Source organism: Chryseobacterium endalhagicum (assembly GCF_016745235.1).
Taxonomy (GTDB): domain Bacteria; phylum Bacteroidota; class Bacteroidia; order Flavobacteriales; family Weeksellaceae; genus Chryseobacterium; species Chryseobacterium endalhagicum.
Genome location: NZ_JAELVM010000001.1, coordinates 1,441,644 through 1,458,982 on the forward strand (window position 1 = coordinate 1,441,644; position 17,339 = coordinate 1,458,982).

At 39.7% G+C, this 17,339-nt stretch carries 20 protein-coding genes; all 20 read left to right on the forward strand.

From position 1 onward, the window contains the following. Positions 1-102 precede the first annotated feature (102 nt). Complete coding sequence (gene eco / locus JET18_RS06250; protein WP_202089748.1) at positions 103-591, forward strand: serine protease inhibitor ecotin; 489 nt, start codon at positions 103-105, stop codon at positions 589-591. 1,194 nt (positions 592-1,785) lie between these two features. Further along, positions 1,786-3,195: a TolC family protein gene (locus JET18_RS06255; RefSeq protein ID WP_202089749.1), complete on the forward strand. Its 1,410-nt coding sequence runs from the start codon at positions 1,786-1,788 to the stop codon at positions 3,193-3,195. A gap of 16 nt (positions 3,196-3,211) precedes the next feature. Beyond that, positions 3,212-4,168 (forward strand): HlyD family secretion protein, encoded by a 957-nt coding sequence (locus JET18_RS06260; protein ID WP_202090727.1) that lies wholly within the window; start codon positions 3,212-3,214, stop codon positions 4,166-4,168. 2 nt (positions 4,169-4,170) lie between these two features. Continuing rightward, positions 4,171-5,361: an ABC transporter permease gene (locus JET18_RS06265; protein ID WP_202089750.1), complete on the forward strand. Its 1,191-nt coding sequence runs from the start codon at positions 4,171-4,173 to the stop codon at positions 5,359-5,361. A 307-nt stretch (positions 5,362-5,668) separates the two neighbouring features. After that, positions 5,669-6,124 carry a DUF1569 domain-containing protein gene (locus tag JET18_RS06270; RefSeq protein ID WP_202089751.1) on the forward strand — a complete coding sequence of 152 codons (456 nt, stop codon included), beginning with the start codon at positions 5,669-5,671 and terminating at the stop codon, positions 6,122-6,124. 9 nt (positions 6,125-6,133) lie between these two features. After that, positions 6,134-6,604 (forward strand): hypothetical protein, encoded by a 471-nt coding sequence (locus tag JET18_RS06275; RefSeq protein ID WP_202089752.1) that lies wholly within the window; start codon positions 6,134-6,136, stop codon positions 6,602-6,604. Between the two features lie 2 nt (positions 6,605-6,606). Beyond that, positions 6,607-7,005, forward strand: a complete 399-nt coding sequence (locus tag JET18_RS06280; protein ID WP_202089753.1) for a hypothetical protein — start codon at positions 6,607-6,609, stop codon at positions 7,003-7,005. 62 nt (positions 7,006-7,067) lie between these two features. Continuing rightward, positions 7,068-7,439 (forward strand): VOC family protein, encoded by a 372-nt coding sequence (locus tag JET18_RS06285; protein ID WP_202089754.1) that lies wholly within the window; start codon positions 7,068-7,070, stop codon positions 7,437-7,439. A 9-nt stretch (positions 7,440-7,448) separates the two neighbouring features. Then, positions 7,449-7,991: an SRPBCC family protein gene (locus JET18_RS06290; RefSeq protein ID WP_202089755.1), complete on the forward strand. Its 543-nt coding sequence runs from the start codon at positions 7,449-7,451 to the stop codon at positions 7,989-7,991. A gap of 38 nt (positions 7,992-8,029) precedes the next feature. Further along, entirely contained in the window at positions 8,030-8,479 is a 450-nt protein-coding gene (locus JET18_RS06295; RefSeq protein ID WP_202089756.1) for a VOC family protein, read from the forward strand. A 222-nt stretch (positions 8,480-8,701) separates the two neighbouring features. After that, entirely contained in the window at positions 8,702-9,094 is a 393-nt protein-coding gene (locus tag JET18_RS06300; protein ID WP_202089757.1) for a DUF1398 domain-containing protein, read from the forward strand. A gap of 132 nt (positions 9,095-9,226) precedes the next feature. Further along, the gene (locus JET18_RS06305; RefSeq protein WP_202089758.1) at positions 9,227-9,904 is read left to right on the forward strand and encodes a DUF2490 domain-containing protein; all 678 of its coding nucleotides are present in this window, start codon (positions 9,227-9,229) and stop codon (positions 9,902-9,904) included. A 90-nt stretch (positions 9,905-9,994) separates the two neighbouring features. Then, positions 9,995-10,999 carry a bestrophin family protein gene (locus tag JET18_RS06310; RefSeq protein WP_202089759.1) on the forward strand — a complete coding sequence of 335 codons (1,005 nt, stop codon included), beginning with the start codon at positions 9,995-9,997 and terminating at the stop codon, positions 10,997-10,999. Between the two features lie 470 nt (positions 11,000-11,469). Further along, on the forward strand, positions 11,470-13,083 hold the full coding sequence (locus JET18_RS06315) for a Na+/H+ antiporter (protein ID WP_202089760.1): 1,614 nt from the start codon (positions 11,470-11,472) through the stop codon (positions 13,081-13,083). Between the two features lie 24 nt (positions 13,084-13,107). Next, complete coding sequence (locus tag JET18_RS06320; protein ID WP_202089761.1) at positions 13,108-13,533, forward strand: SRPBCC family protein; 426 nt, start codon at positions 13,108-13,110, stop codon at positions 13,531-13,533. Between the two features lie 5 nt (positions 13,534-13,538). Continuing rightward, the gene (locus tag JET18_RS06325; protein WP_202089762.1) at positions 13,539-14,048 is read left to right on the forward strand and encodes a GNAT family N-acetyltransferase; all 510 of its coding nucleotides are present in this window, start codon (positions 13,539-13,541) and stop codon (positions 14,046-14,048) included. Beyond that, positions 14,045-14,422, forward strand: a complete 378-nt coding sequence (locus tag JET18_RS06330; RefSeq protein WP_202089763.1) for a VOC family protein — start codon at positions 14,045-14,047, stop codon at positions 14,420-14,422. The genes JET18_RS06325 and JET18_RS06330 overlap by 4 nt, the downstream gene beginning before the upstream one ends. 35 nt (positions 14,423-14,457) lie before the next feature. Next, complete coding sequence (locus tag JET18_RS06335) at positions 14,458-15,480, forward strand: glutaminyl-peptide cyclotransferase (RefSeq protein WP_202089764.1); 1,023 nt, start codon at positions 14,458-14,460, stop codon at positions 15,478-15,480. Positions 15,481-15,734: 254 nt separating this feature from the next. After that, on the forward strand, positions 15,735-16,688 hold the full coding sequence (locus tag JET18_RS06340; RefSeq protein ID WP_202089765.1) for a hypothetical protein: 954 nt from the start codon (positions 15,735-15,737) through the stop codon (positions 16,686-16,688). A gap of 30 nt (positions 16,689-16,718) precedes the next feature. Continuing rightward, complete coding sequence (locus tag JET18_RS06345) at positions 16,719-17,333, forward strand: deoxynucleoside kinase (protein ID WP_048506618.1); 615 nt, start codon at positions 16,719-16,721, stop codon at positions 17,331-17,333. Positions 17,334-17,339: the final 6 nt, after the last annotated feature.

Sequence of the window (17,339 nt, forward strand, 5' to 3'; positions counted from 1 at the left end):
TCTGAATGTAAAATTTTTACAGCAAGTTTCTATAAAACTAAACAAATGTTTAACTTTGGAATGGTTTTTGAGAGTATCAGTGAAATTTTAAAAACAAACAAAATGAGATTTTCAAAAACTTTAATGACAGGACTGATCATGTTGGCAGGTGTAAATGCTTTCGCACAAAAGAAGGCAGAAAAGTTTGAGAAGCTGGAGATTGAAATGTTCCCGAAAGCTAAAGACGGATTCAGGCAGGTATACATTCAGCTGCCCGTTGCAAAAAATGAAAGCGATTTAAAAGTAGAGTTTTTTGTAGGGACTGAAAAAATGGTAGACTGTAACAAATATTTCCTGATGGGAAATGTGAAAAGCCAGGACCTTCAGGGATGGGGCTACAACTATTACGAAGTAGAATCCAATGGTGAAGCGGGAGGAACCTTAATGGCATGCCCGGATCAGAAGAAAACGAAGAAATTTGTAACCCTTCAGCCGGAGATCGTAAGGTACAACAGCAAGCTTCCTTTGGTATTCTATGTACCGAAAGACCTTGAAGTCCGTTACAGAATTTTACGCCCTGATGCGAAAATGAAATCTGCAGTTCAGAGATAATAAAAATGGTCTTTACATACCCAACTCCTCACTTTTGTGGGGAGTTTTTTGTTTTTAATAGATGATTTTTCCCACGGATTTCTCAGATCTCACAGATTTTCTGATGCATTTTGAATTACAACAGATACATGATAAAAGTTCCATATTTTGAATGATCAATTTCAGATACTTTTTGATCTGTGCCATCTGAGAAATCTGCGGGAAATTATAAATCTTAAAATTTGAATCGGAAACAGATGATATCTTTACATTGTTTTCCTTTGATAAGTGAAACGCCTTTTTTTATCTTAAAATATGATCATTTCAAAATCGCCTTGTCTATCCTTGCGATAAAACTTTGAATCATCTGAGAAATCTACAGAAGAAAAACATCAACTACAAAAGGCACAAAAGTTTTTTTAACACTTTAGTAATTTAAGTTCAAAGCTTCATGCAAAAGAAGTTCACATAAGTTCCAGAAAAAATCAAAGATTTTTATCCAGAATAGTATTCATGAAATCTGTGTCATCTGAGAAATCTGCGGGAAATTATAAATCTTAAAATTTAAATCGGAAACAGATGATATCTTTACATTGTCTTCCTTTGATAAGTGAAACGCCTTTGTTTATCTTAAAGAAAAAGCATCTCAAAATCGCCTTGTCTACCCTTGTGATAAAACTCTGGATCATCTGTGAAATCTGCAGAAGAAAAACATCAACCACAAAAGGCACAAAAGTTTTTTGAACACTTTAGTAATTTAAGTTTAAAGCTTCATGCAAAAGAAGTTCACATAAGTTCCAGAAAAAATCAAAGATTTTTATCCAGAATAGTATTCATGAAATCTGTGCATCTGAGAAATCTGCGGGAAATTATAAATCTTAAAATTTAAATCGAAAACAGATGATATCTTTAAATTGTCTTCCTTTGATAAGTGAAACGCCTTTGTTTATCTTAAAATATGATCATTTCAAAATCGCCTTGTCTACCCTTGCGATAAAATAAATTAAACAAAGAAACTACGCCTGATAAAAGAAATAATCAATTTTCTCCAATTAAAACATTCCTCAAATTAAAATTAAACGAATCCGCTATATTCATCACAAATAGAGGATTAAAACTAAACACTTTTTAAACTTATTTTAAATTCGTTATTATAATGAATTATCTTCGGCGATTTAACAAATTTTTGCATTATATTTGTTATAAACATAAACCATGAAAAACAATTTATTGATTTTTGCGTTTAGTTTTTTGGCTTTCCCGGCAATCTGCAGGGCACAGTCTGCGCCGGACTTTAAGGAACTTCTGGACAGTGCCATGGTCCTGGACTCCGAACTTAAAATGCAGATCACACAGAACAAACTCACCGATCTTGACGCCCACAAACTGAAAGACATCTTTCTTCCAACCCTTGAACTCAGCGGACAGGCCGGATATCTGAATGCCACTGCAAGGCTCACCTCACCGGAAATTAATCTGGCACCCTTTATAAATATTCCCGAAGGAAGTTTTAACAACAATCTTAATGTTTCAGGATTTTCAGGAATTGCAAAAGCAGACGCCAAAATGCTTCTCTATTCCGGTGGAAAAGTAAAGTATCTGAAAAAGGCCATCGAAGAAAAGAAAATCTCCGAAGATATTCTTCTTGAAAAAACAAAAGATGACGTGGTGGCCAATATTTCCAAAGCGTATGATCAGTTGGCTCTTATTCATCAGTCTAAAAAAGTGCTCGATGAAAGCAAAAAAAGACTTGACATCAACCGGAAAACAGCGGATAAAGCTTTAGGATATGGTCTCATCACTCCTTATGATCATAAAAAAATAGAACTGGCCCAGGCCACTCTCAATGCTAAAATGGTAGAGTACGAAGGCAAAAAAGAACTTCTTCTTACCCAGCTTTACATTCTGACCGGAATCAATAAAGAACGTTTGAGATTGATTGATCCTGTACTTTCTCCCGTAGAACTTCTGGCTTCGGAGAAAGGCATTGAAGAAAGAGCGGAGGTTCGTGCCCTTGATCATGGGATTACGGCAGCAGATTACAAAATAAAGGCAGAAAGAACCTGGATGATCCCCAAAGTACAGCTGATGGCTTCTGCTTATTATATTGGCCTTTACGGAAGCCGCATCAAAACTTCGGAGAACGTTATTCCTGCAGTTCCGGCTTTGGGCTATGAAGGCGCTAAACTGGACTGGAGACCTACCAATATCAATATCCTTCCTTTATTAACAGCCGGTGTAGGCTTTAAATGGGAGATTTTTGACGGAAAAGAAGGAAAACATGCTGAAGAAACAGCAAAAGTAGGAAAAGAAGTCCTTCAGAATAAAAAAGAGGATGCCCTTAAAAAATTAACCCTGAATCTGGCGAATAATCAGACCAATTATGATATAGCAACCGCTCAGATCAGTTTAAAGGCTAAAGAAAAAGAGCTGGCTAAAAATGCTCTCGTTCAGGCTGAAAAAGAATTCAGATACGGAATGAGTAAATCCTCACAGCTCATCGATGCGGAAAATGACCTGGAAATAGCAGAACTGGAATACCAGAATGCCCTTTTTAACCAACGGAGAGCGGGAATAGAGCTCATGAGATCTACCCAGGAGCTTGATATCACCAAACTTTATTAATCCTTACAAAAAAATGATGCATAAAAATATATTCATAGTCTTTGCGGTTCTTTTTCTCGTAGGGAGCTGCAGCGAAAAAAAAGAAAACCTTAATGATTCCGAAGGAAAAACCAAAAAGGATGTGATTTCTTTTGCCCCGAAGGTGACCGGAAGGATCTTAAAAATATACGTAACAGAAGGCCAGAACGTGAAAAAAGGCGATACTCTGGCATTGCTTGACGTTCCGGAAGTCTCTGCAAAAATTGCACAGGCACAGGGGGCGGTAAGTGCGGCAACCGCTCAGGAGCAGATGGCCAAAAACGGAGCTACAGCAGATCAGTTAAGACAGCTTAAAGCCAAATACAAAGGTTTGAAAGAACAGTATGACTTCGCTCAGAAATCTTTCAAAAGAGCCAATAATATGTTCCGTGACAGTCTGATGTCTCCACAGGCATACGATGAGGTTTATGCAAAACTTCAGGGGGCAAAAGCCCAGTACGATGCTGTAGTGGCGGAGCTGGATGATGTACAGAGAGGAACCCGCGTCGAAAAAGTGGAAATGGCAGCCGGACAGACTTCACAAGCCAAAGGAGCACTTCAGGAAGCCAATGTGGCCTATTCCGAAAGATACATCATTGCTACCAATGATATGGAAATAGAAACCATCAGCCTCAATACGGGCGAGCTGGCTACGGCTGGTTTTGCTTTATTCAACGGATATATTCCGGAAAGCACCTATTTCAGATTCACCGTTCCTGAAAGTGCCATTTCAAAGTATAAGAAAGGGCAGGAAGTGAATATGCAGGTGGTTTATAATAAAGAAAACCTGCAGGGAACAGTGGTATACATTAAGCAGCTGACCAGATACGCGGATATTACAACGGCTTACCCCGATTATCAGCTTCAGGATGCCGTTTACGAGATTAAAGTGAAGCCGAAAGATATGAATAAGGCCAAAGGAATATTGGTGAATGCTAACGTTATCCTGAAATAATTATGAAAGAATTTTTCCGGCTTTTAAAACGTGAATTCAAGCTTTTTATTGGCAATTCCACCCTGAGGACCGTATTTTTTCTGGCCCCGGTATTCTATGCCACTTTGCTGGGTTTCGTTTACAAAAGCGGGAAAGTGGAAAATACACCCGTACTTGTTATCGACAGGGATAATACCCCGTTGTCAAGCCAGCTGACGGATATGCTGGATGACAATAAAAGCATCAGCATCATTAAATATGCACAGGAACCTTTGAGCATAAAAGATGAAGTGATCCGGCATGAAGCCGCCGCAGTAGTCATTATTCCATCGAGGTTTGAAGCAGATATGCTCCAGAAAAAATATCCCGAACTTAATGTATACGTCAATACCGGAAACGTTCTTACCGCGAATTTTGCTTCCAAAGCACTGCAGCTTACAATAGGAACGTTCTCCGCCGGAGCATCAATCAAAGCCTTGCAGAAAGCTGGAATGCCCGCTACAAAGGCGGCTACCCAATACGAGCCTTTCAAAGCCAATTACATCACCCTTTTCAATACCACAGGAAACTATCTGATTTTCATGTGGCCCGCCATGCTGGCCGTGGTTCTTCAGCAGGTGATCCTTCTGGCAATGGCAGTAAGTTTTGCTGCTGAGTTTGAAAGAGGATCTTTTGTAAAAGAATACAGCAAGATGAAAAGATGGGCATTTCCCACCATGCTCATTAAAGTGATTCCCATCTGGATTTTCTCCATTCTGATCGTTGGAGTCTATTACTTTATGCACATGATATTCCGCGTTCCCATGCCGGAGGGAATACTCAATTTTATTCTTCTGACCGCAGTTTTTGTCGGTTCTGCATCATTTTTGGGGGTTCTTATCAGCATATTAATTCCGGATGCTTTGAAAGCCACTCAGATTCTGATGGTTATCGCATCACCTGCATTCATTATCAGCGGATTCACGTGGCCGTTAAGTGCGATGCCAGCATTTGTACAGTTTATTGCGAACATTATTCCACTGACACCTTTCCTTCAGGCTTTTAAAATCCTATTGATCCAGAAAGGTTCCGTCGAACTTACATTTCCCTTCTTAAAACATTTAAGCATCCTATTGGTCATCTATGCCATCCTGGGCTGGATTGCTTTAAAGATCAAACTGTGGTTTATTTTTAGAAATACAGGTTCTGAAGAAGCAGAGAAGGTTGTAGAGTAGTTATGGGGTACGGGTTTCGGGTTACGGGTTGCGAAAGTTACGGGGTACGCAGAACAAAAACAGGTTTTGGTGTTGGAAACATGACAAACCTACCAAATAACTACCCTGATATCCTGAAAACCCTAACTAGCAACCAATAACTAGCAACGCGTAACTTACATACCCCGCAACTCGCACCTTTCGTACTCCGAAACCCGCACCCCGCATTCAGAAACCCTCACCCCAAACACGTCACCACTTTTTTCATCCCCCTGTAAAAATCAAAAGAAAAAACTGATATATTTGCTTTCAGATAATTAGAAAGAATATGGAAAATGTATTTGATGCAAAAGATGCTCAAAACTATATTGATAGGATAAATAACCTGGTAGAAGATACCCACGGTTTATGGGGTAAAATGACGGTTGATCAGATGCTTGCCCACTGCAGCGTATCCTATGAAATGGTGTACGAACCGGAGAAACACAAAAAGCCGGGAGCTATTGCAAAATTTATTTTAAAGACTTTTGTAAGACCAAAAGTAGTTGGAGAAAAAGCATATCCGAGAGATTCCCCTACAGCACCCCAGTTTGTAGTGACAGGAAGAAAAAATTTCGACGAAGAGAAAAAAAGACTGATCGGTTTTATCCAGAAAACACAGCAGCTGGGTCCGGAAGCCTTTGATGGCAAAGAATCATTTTCTTTCGGAAAATTAAATTCACAGGAGTGGAATAATATGTTTGCCAAACATCTTAATCACCATCTGTCGCAATTTGGAGTTTAAAACCACAGTATGAAAAAATTTTTATTACTTCTCATTCTTGCCTGCAATTTTGCATGGGCACAGATGCCGGATATCTCTACGGTCTGGCTGAATAACAGTAAACCTTACGTAGGAACCATAGGAAACAGCGGCCAGGCATTGAAACTGAAGATCAGTATTTCCGAACAGAATAAGAAAAATGACCAGGAATATTTTGTTTCGGGGTACTCTCTGGTAGATGACAGCTATGCGAAATACGAAGGCAAGATCACGATCACAAAATATAGAGATGCCAAAAGAAAAGGAGTGGTATTCGGAGACTATGAACTGGCTGAAGAAGCAAAGGGAAAACACTCCGGTATCTTCAAAGGCAAATTTGTGTATACCTTCAAGTGGAACAGAAAAACTGAAAAAATAGAAGGACAGTATATAGAATTTATTGGAGATTGGAAAAGTTATGACGGAACACTGGACTTCAAAACCCGTTTAAAAAATCAATAACCATGTTAAGACGAATATTAGCTGTCCCGGCCGGACTTATTGCAGGAATCATCTGCATTACCATCATTGAGAAAATAGGACACAGCCTGTACCCGCCTCCTGCAGCTGCGGGGAACGGAGATATGGAGGCTATGAAAGCATATGTGGCCACGGCTCCGTTCATGGCGCTGTTTTTTGTGATCATAGCTTATGCGCTGGCGGCTTTCGTGTCAGGATTCACAGCTTCTAAAGTGGCAAACAATGGAAAACATACTTCAGCAGCAGTCTGTGGAGTTATTTTTCTATGCATCACCATTTACATGATGGCTTCTCTTCCAACTCCCATCTGGTTCTGGGTATTGGGAATTCTTGTGTGGGGGCTGGTGTTTGCAGGAAGTAAACTGGCTTTAAAAAACAAATAAAATATGAAATCGCCATGATACTGTGCGATTCCATATCATCCTTAAAAAAATAAAAACTACATATGAAATTAGGCGTATTTTCAATCAGTTTAAGCGTAAAAGATCTTCAGAAATCCAAAGATTTTTATGAAAAACTGGGTTTTACCGCTATGGGCGGAAACATGGAGCAGAATTATCTGATCATGAAAAACGGCAGCACATTGATAGGTCTGTTTCAGGCGATGTTCGACGGAAATATGCTGACCTTCAATCCGGGTTGGGATGAAAATGCCCAGAATCTGGAATCATTTGACGATGTGCGCGTCATTCAGAAAAATCTAAAAGAAAGCGGAGTGGAACTTGAGAAAGAAGCAGATGAAACCACTTCAGGACCTGAGCATATTTTCCTGAAAGATCCGGACGGAAATATGATCCTGATTGACCAACACAGATAATTATTACCTATGAAAATATTAAAAAAGATTATTATTGTTCTTGCCTCTGTCCTTCTTTTATGGATGCTGGTGGCTGCTTTTATTTCAGGAGACTGTGTCTATGAAAAGTCAATATCCATCAATGCTTCCCCTGAAAAAGTCTGGCAGCAGACCAATTCACTGAAAGCTATGGACCAATGGAGCCCGTGGAATGATCTGGATCCGGGAATGAAAAAAGACTGGACCGGAACAACCGGACAGGCCGGAGAAAAAGTATGCTGGGACAGTCAGAAAGATGCGGCCGGAAAAGGATGTCAGGAAGTGAAAAAAGTAGATACAGCGGGTAAAAGAATTGATACTCAGCTTCTTTTTTTAACCCCTTATAAAAGCGAAGCCGATGCTTATGTGAAAATTGTTCCTGAGGGTAGCGGAAGCAAAGCAACCTGGGGATTCACCTCAAAAATACCTTATCCGTTCACGGTAATGAAATTGTTTATGAACCTGGAAGATGCTATAGGAAAAGATTACCAGAAAGGACTTTCCAGATTAAAAGAATTATCTGAAAAACCTTAAACAAAGACTCATTAAAACTTAACAAATAAAAAACAATCATGGCATCAGTAAACGTTTATTTAACATTTAATGGAAACTGCAGAGAAGCATTCGATTTCTATAAATCAGTTTTCGGAGGAGAATATCCTTACATCGGAACTTTCGGGGAAATACCTCCAATGGAAGGTAAAGAAACTCCTGAAGAAGACAAAGACAAAATCATGCACGTTTCTCTTCCTGTTTCAAAAGAAACAACATTAATGGGAAGCGATACAGGCGGAGAATGGTCTTCTAACTTCAAAACAGGGAACAATTTCTCTATTTCTGTAAACGCAGAATCTAAAGAAGAAGCGGATAAACTGTTCAACGGTCTTTCAGCTGGCGGGCAGGTAACAATGCCTATGGCAGATACATTCTGGGGAGCTTATTTCGGAATGTTTACCGATAAATTCGACATCAACTGGATGGTGAATTACGACGATCCTGCTAAAATGCAGCAGCATCCTTAAGATTTATATTTTGAATACGAAATATAGTTAAAACAAACCGGCGGATCAATCTGCCGGTTTTATTTTATCCTACTTTTGCATTCCGAAAATTTTTAAATTTGGGGTAGGCGGCAGGAGGGTGAGAGGTTGCAGATGATAGGTAGCAGGTAGCAGCTATCAGGGACTAGGGATTAGGGTGTTGTAATAAAGCTTACTGCCTGAAGCATAAAAAAACAAAAAGATATGAAATTTACCATTGAACAGATCAAAGCAGAACATCAGAAAGTAAAAAGCGGAGCGGATTTTCCAAAATATATCCAGGCCATAAAGAGTCTTGGCGTTTCAGATTATACGGTTTCCGTTGCAGATGGGAACACGCAGTACTTTGATACAGAAAATGAGACGGCGCAGAGCGGAAGAAAGTACGATCCCTTTACCATCTCAGAAAACTTAAACCTTGAACAGTTTAAAACAAGATTAAAGCTGCATCAGCAGGGAGGAACAGATTATATAACCTTCTGCAGCGACTGTGCGGAAAACGGAGTGGAAGGCTGGAGAATGGATCTCAACGAAATGACCTGCACTTATTTTGACAGGCAAGGAAACGAAATACTTGTAGAACAGATTCCAGATTAACACATACAGCAGCACACCTGGAGCCTATAGCTTACTGCTTAAAGCCTCAAGTTTAAAATATTATATTGTTTGCAATTATTGATTTAAATTATTAATTTTGTTCTGCACGATAGATAATAGTAATTGAATAATATGAGAAAGGTCTTTACGAAGCTGGTATTTACAGTATTGAGTCTGGGTTCTGTAACCGCGTTTGCGCAGAAGAATGATCTGGGAGCCTGGTATATGTATTTCGGGAATAATAAAATCAGCAAAAAGCTGAACTGGCACAATGAAATCCAGTACCGGAATTTTGATGCAGTAGGAGACCTGGAACAGTTACTCATCCGTACCGGAATCGGATATGACCTTACCGAAAACAATAATAATGTTTTGCTGGGCTACGGTTTTATTTTAAGCCAGCCTTATGTGAATGGTGAAAAAAAAGAGAATATAGAACACAGGATCTTCCAGCAGTTTATTACCAAGCAGAAGTTCGGACGTTTTAATCTGCAGCACAGATACCGTTTGGAAGAACGTTTTCTGCAGGATGATTTCAGAATGAGGTTCCGCTATATGATCGGCCTGAATATACCGATTACCCATAAAGAAATGCTTCCGAAATCCCTGTATGCTTCGGTATACAATGAGATTTTCCTGCATTTTGACAGTCCGGTTTTCGACAGGAACAGGGTGTACGGAGCTTTGGGATATGTGATCAATAAAAATATGCGGATAGAAGCGGGCTATATGAACCAGATTCAGGAAAACAGAAACCGCGGGCAGATCCAGATCGGGTTTTATAATAATATTCCATTTAACAAAAATTAATATTGACAGTCCTTGCCGGATGCCATGATGAAGAAAAAAACTGTTAGTTTAGAAAATAGAATCAACAGACCAAAAAACAAATAAACACATATGCATTCAGGGAAAAGATTTGGCGCGCTAGAGTTCGCCACATGGACAAGACGCAGTATCTATGTTTTAACGATACTGGCGGCAATACCTACAGTTTTATACTGTTCAGGCTGGACATTTATTTCCGTTCCGTGGCAGCCGATCGCTATTTTGGGAACAGCCGTCGCATTTATTGTAGGTTTTAAAAACAATGCGAGCTACAGCAGACTTTGGGAAGCCAGGCAGATTTATGGTGCCATCATCAACGACAGCCGTAGTTTTGGCTATATTCTGAGAGATGCCCTTTCCCATAAAGACCCGAAAAAAGTAAAAGAGATGTTCAGCCGTCATTATGCATGGCTTACGGCCCTACGTTTTCAGCTTCGGGAGCCCAGAACCTGGGAGAATATGGGAACCGCGCAGTATGACGAATATGCCAAAAAATATGATATCCCGGAGAGAATGACTAAGCTGGATGATGAGCTGAAAAACTATCTTTCCGAAACCGAACTTCAGTATATCTTAACAAAAAAAAACAGGGCTACACAGCTGATGGCCGGCCAGAGCAAAGAATTGTCCGAAGCTTATGCCAGCGGTGAGATCAATGATTTTCAGTGGACGCAGATCAACCAGCAGCTGGTGAAGTTCACAGACAACCAGGGGAAAGCGGAAAGAATCAAGAATTTTCCGTATCCGAGAAATTTCTCTTCCATCACAACATATCTTTTGCTGCTGTTTATCCTTTTCGTGCCGTTTGGATTATTGAAAGAGCTGGATAAATTAGGAGAAGGAACTATTCTGGAAGGCTGGACCATATGGTTTAATATTCCGTTTTCACTGATGGTAACCTGGTGTTTTCATACGCTGGACAGTGTAGGAGAAGCTTCTGTAAACCCTTTTGAAGGAAGCCCGAATGACGTGCCGATCACCCAGATCAGCCGTACCATAGAGATTGATATGAGAGATATGCTGGATGAATCCAATCTTCCGCCAGCCATTACTCCAAAGAACAATATTGTACTTTAAAGGTAAAGGTAAAGGTAAAGGTAAAGGTAAAGGTAAAGGTAAAGGAGCTGTTCTTTAGAGAAAAATCCAAACCTTATAGGTTTCCAAAAACCTATAAGGTTTAAAAAAGCAAAAATTCTAAAGGTAAGAGAGCAAAAAGCATAGCTGAAAATCTTTGATTTTCTTGCGCCTTAAAAACACTCCAATATTTAAAAACCTTCGCGCCTTCGCGATAAACCAACAAAAGGTTTAAATATCTTCTATAAAGACAAGCCGCCAAAAAACTGTTTTATAGTTGGAATATCGCAAAGACGGAAATTATATGACAAAAATATGTTTTAAGACGCTAATATTTTATCTCCGACAAAATTGAATGCTGTTCAATATAGAATGAATACCTCGCGATAAACAATAAAAAAGGTTCAGTTTATCTGAAAGTTAACACCTTAAGCTTAACCAAACTCAAAAAACAACTTAAAAAACAACTCAAAATGATTCACAGTTATGTTATAATATCCATTGCAGTCCTGCTGTCTGTGATGATATTGGTGATGATAGGGCAAAAGCTGAAAGTAGCTTATCCCATCTTCCTCGTGATTGCCGGTCTTCTGATCAGCCTTATTCCGGGAATGCCGCATATTGAAATAGAGCCGGATCTCGTATTCCTTATTTTTCTTCCTCCCATTCTGTTTGAAGCCGCATGGTTTACCTCATGGCAGGATTTTCATAAGTGGAGAAAACAGATCTTTTCCATGGCTTTCGGGCTTGTATTCCTGACTTCAGTGGTCGTGGCCTATCTTTCCTCTTCCATTATTCCGGGACTTACCGTTGCGATGGGATTCCTGTTGGGAGGCGTGAATTCTCCACCGGATGCAGTGGCTGCAACATCAGTGCTGAAGCATATGAAAATTCCTAAAAAGATCACCAGTATTCTGGAAGGCGAAAGTCTGATCAACGATGCATCCAGTTTAATTGTATTTAAATTTGCTTTAGCTGCGGTGATTTCCGGACAGTTTATCTGGAGAGATGCTATTCAGGATTTCTTTATGATGGCTGTAGGTGGAGTAGTGATCGGTGTTGCTACAGGGCTTTTATTTGGAGCTTTGTTAAGAATTATTCCTTCTAATTCGAATATAGATACCGTTATTACGCTGATCGTTCCCTACATCATGTACGTGGGCGCAGAGCATTTCCATTTTTCAGGAGTTCTGGCAGTAGTAGCGGGAGGTCTTCTCATGTCTTATAACTCACACTGTTATTTAAGCCATACCTCGAGGATACAGTCCGGAAATGTCTGGAGTGTGCTCATATTCCTGATGAATACCATTATTTTTATCCTCATAGGATTGGAACTGCCGATAGTGGTTGCAGCGATGAAAGATTATACCATTTCAGAAGGAATTTTCTACAGTGTAGTGATTGGTGGTGCCATTATTCTCACCCGATTGCTGTACAGTTATGCCGTCATGTATTTCCCAAGACTCTGCTCTAAAGAATTAAGATTAAAAATTCCGAAACCGGACTGGCGGGAACCTTTCATTATTAGTTTTGCGGCGATGAGAGGCGTGGTTTCACTGGCAGCAGCCCTTTCTATTCCTGCATTTTTACCGAATGGAGAAGCTTTTCCGCACCGTAATATCATTTTATTCGTAACTTTCGTCATCATATTGATCACGCTGGTAGGACAGGGACTTCTCCTGACTCCGATCCTGAAGTGGTTAAAAATAGATGATGCTGGAAGCGAGCTGCCTGAGGAGAAACAGGAAGTCATCCTGATGCGTAAGCTTAAAGAAACTGCACTGCACAAAATGGAAAATGATTTTTCCGAGCTTGCTGTAACGAATACATTGGTACGTCATCAGAAACATAAACTGGAAACCGAAATGATGCTGATGGCAGATAAAGCCCAGTGTATGGCTTCCACGGGAGATTATGTGAATGCAATCAATGAAAATAAAGATGTCCTCCGCCAGATCATCCAGGCTCAGAGAAATGAGCTGCACCGGATGAAAAAGGAGAAAATATTTGATGATCATGTGATGAGAACCATTGAAATGCAGCTGGATTTTGACGAAGCGAAGATCACGGGATTCTCCCACAGTTAAAACTGCAAAATTAAATCTGAAACTATGAATACACCCATCACTGTTCAGTACAAAATCAACGCTCCGGCTGAAAAAGTCTGGAATGCGCTGACCGATAAAAATGAAATGAAATCCTGGTATTTTGATATCCAGGATTTTGTGTTGGAAACCGGAAAGGAATTTAATTTCTATGAACCCGGTGAAGCCAAAAAGTACCACCATCAATGTAAGATTCTGGAAATTATTCCTAACCGGAAATTAAAGCACACCTGGGCTTATCCCGAGCTTTCGGAGGCTGTAACCACAGTAACATGGGAGTTGCAGGAAGAAGATACAGGAACTCTGCTGACCCTGACGCATGAAAATACAGAAGGGTTCGACGGTTTAGGTGAAAATTTTTCAAAAGAAAGTTTCACAGAAGGCTGGAATGGAATTATCGGACAGAGTTTAAAAGAATATCTGGAAAAATAAATACGATGATAGAACTGCTGCCTTTTACCCGAAAAGATCAGGAGGAACTGATCTCCAAAATAAAAGATAAAAGAATGCTTCTTCAGTTTGCAGGGCCTGCTTACCATTTTCCGCTGACCAAAGAGCAGCTGGAACAGGATCTGGATCATGAAAACAGGTTTATGTTCAAAGTTTTTGACAGAACAGAACAAAACACCATCGGGCATGCGCAGATCTTTTTAAAAGAACATACATTCCTGCTCGGAAGAATCCTCATCTGGGACGAAAACAACCGGGGAAAGGGCTATGGAAAGAAGATTGTACAGGAATTGATGCAATATGGTTTCAGTCATTTCGACAGGGAAACGGCAGAGCTTAATGTATACGACTGGAATACCGGAGCGATCGAATGCTACCGAAAAGTAGGTTTCGAGATGGATCCGGATGTGATGAGTGAAGTGAGCATTGATAACGAATTATGGCTTTCACTCAATATGAAAATCAGCAGAAACACTTTTGAATCCGGAAAAATATGACATTTACAGCACTTCGTCCCATATTGTGGACGGATCATTTAGACGATACTATAGGATTTTATACGCAGATCCTCGGCTTTACTTTGATGGGAAGAAATGATGAATGGCAGTGGGCTTCCATCCGTAAAGACGATGTACAGATCATGCTTTCGCAGAATGACTATGAAAAACCCAATGGAATAGGCTTTACAGGTTCATTTTACTTTAATATAGATGATGTGGATGAGCTATGGGAAGACCTGAAGACAAAAGCCAAAATCTGCTATGAAATTGAGACTTTTGAATGGGAAATGCGGGAGTTTGCGATCTATGACAACAACGGTTATATATTACAATTTGGTCAACCTGTCGATAATATTGGCAATACGGAATAAAATTTGCTATTTTTGGGGAAATATTTAGAAATTCAATGAAAAAGAATATCATACTGGGTTTGGCAATCGTTCTGATGCTGGCGTCTTGTAATAAAGATGAAAAGATCCTGAACACGCTGAACGAATATAATAATTCCATGGTGGAAAAAGGCTATCACTTCGGGGATAAACTTGAGCTGCCGAAAGAGGTGACGGAAAATGCAGAAAGCATCAGCATCAGCTTTGGAGATAAGGAAACTTCCAGCTTAACGGTTGATCCCAAATTCTTCACATTAGGCGACAATGCCGTTACCTTTAATATCAAAACAAAAGGAGGAAAAGTATTAAATCAGGATGCAACCATCAACGTATTTGCAAAAAATCCTGAAAAAAATATAGCATACCAGATCATTGCAGAATATCCGCACGATCCGAAAAACTTTGTACAGGGCTTCCAGATTGAAGGCAATACCATTTACGAAAGTGACGGGCAGAACGGCTCTTCCCAGATCCTGAAATATACCCTGGGAACAACCACTCCGCTGGCTTCCACCAAACAGGCTCAGGAAGATTTCTCTGAAGGAAGTACAATTGTAGGAGATAAAGTATACCAGCTGACCTGGCAGAGCAAAAAAGGATATGTTTATGACAAAAGCTCTCTGAAACTTCTTTCAGAATTTGCTTATCCGAATGTTCTTGGTGAAGGCTGGGGACTGACGTATGACGGTAAAAGCCTGATTGCATCAGACGGAAGCAAGCTTTTATATTTCCTTGATGCCAATGATCCTTCAAAACTCATTAAATACATCGCTGTGGCAGGAAGTTCACAGATTTATGACCAGCTGAACGAGCTGGAATATCACAACGGATTTATCTATGCCAACGTATGGCAGAAACCGGTGGTATTAAAGATCAATCCGGCAACGGGAGAAGTGGTGGGAACCTTTGATTTCACGGAAATTGCCAGGCAGAATACCAAAGGAAGTGATGACGTATTGAACGGTATTGCTTTCAAAGGCGACAATATGCTGGTAACCGGTAAAAACTGGCCGAAAATCTATGAAGTTCAGATCAAATAACGTCATCTTCAAAAACTCAAAGGAGTCATTGTATTTTGTAAATAATTGAAACGCCTTTGTTTATCTTAGATTAAGAAATTAAAATCAATTTCCTTGTTTAGCCTCGTGTTTAATAATCACCATGCTAAGCAAGGTTTTTTTAGTGTAAAAATCTATGAACTATCGATTAAATAATTAATTATTTTAAGTGTAAATAAAAACGGCGTAAATTGCCGGTGTTATCCATAGGAAAGTTATCTTTACCAAAATAGACTGTGAGATTAATTAATATACTATTCGTCTTTTTTTTCTGTACGGTTGCAGCCCAGAAATCCCTTCCATTAGACACTTTAAAGCTAAAGGAAGCTAAAGATATGCTCGCAGACGATTACGGAAATCTGTATATCTATAAGAACAAAGACTTCAGTCTGACCAAATATGATTCCCTGGGAAAACAGCTCGGAAAACTGATGCTCACCGTTCCGTACAAAGTGCAGACGGTTCAGAATCCCCTGAGCGTTCCGTTGTTCTCAGAAAATGCCCAGGAAATGAAGTTTGTGGACCAGAATATGAATGAAATCCAGCGGATTGATTTCAAGCAGAAATTCGGGTTTATCAAAATGGCGTATGCGGAAGATCTTCAGCAGCTATGGCTTCTGGATGACAGTACAAAACGCCTGATCCAGTATAATTTCAGGAATAATACCACCATCAATTCTTATCCTTTTGATGCCAGTTTTGATGATCTGATGGATCTGCTGGTCTTTGAAAATAAAGTCTATATTTTAACCAGAAAACATATCAGGGTGTATTCTCTGAAATTTGAAAAACTCTTTGAAGCACCGCTTGAAAACGGGAAAAGATTCAGAAGGGAAAATGAAGTGATTGTAGTGATTGCGGACAATTCTATTTTCAGGTACGATCCGGAAAAAGGAATGGTTAAAATTTTTGGAGATCCGGATGCACAAATTGTGGATAAAAACATCCTTTCTTATTTTGAAATCAAAGCGAACAAACTCTATCTTTACAGCCTTGAAAAAATAAAGGAAACTAAACTTCAGACAGAGCCGGAAGCTCAGCCAAAACCCACGGAACCACCTTCTGAAAAGCCAATTGAAGAAGTGAAGAACGGGGAAGGAGATAAAAAGGTGCCTGAAGAAAAAGCCCCGGATAATACTTTACAAAAGCTGCTGGAGGATGCAGGAAAAGTTCAGAATGTAGGAGTTTAGTCAGATTAATTTAAAAAAATACTTAGGAGAATGCATATTGCTGTTACTGGAAATATTGGAGCCGGAAAAACAACTTTAACCACGATGCTTGCCAAGCATTACGGATGGGATGCACAGTTTGAAGATGTAGACCATAACCCTTATCTTGAAGATTTTTATGCAGACATGAGCAAATGGAGTTTTGCACTGCAGATTTACTTTCTGGGAAGCAGATTCAGACAGGTGAAAGAGATCAGGGAAAGTGGTAAAAATATTATCCAGGACCGTACCATCTATGAAGATGCCCACATTTTTGCAGAAAACCTGAATGATATGAAACTTCTTTCGGACAGAGATTTCAATAACTATATTTCAGTTTTCGGCCTGATGAAATCATTTGTTTCCGCACCGGATCTTTTGATTTATTTAAAATCTGATGTTCCGAACCTGGTGAAAAAGATCTACAAAAGAGGAAGAGAGTATGAAGCATCCATCAGCATCGAATACCTTTCAAAACTGAACCAGAAATACGAAAAATGGATCTCCGATTATACAGAAGGAAAGCTTCTTGTGATTGAGGTAGATGATCTGGATTTTGTGGAAAAGCCTGAAGATTTCGGATTTATCCTTGAAAAGATCGAAGCAGAGCTGAACGGCTTGTTTTAACAAATT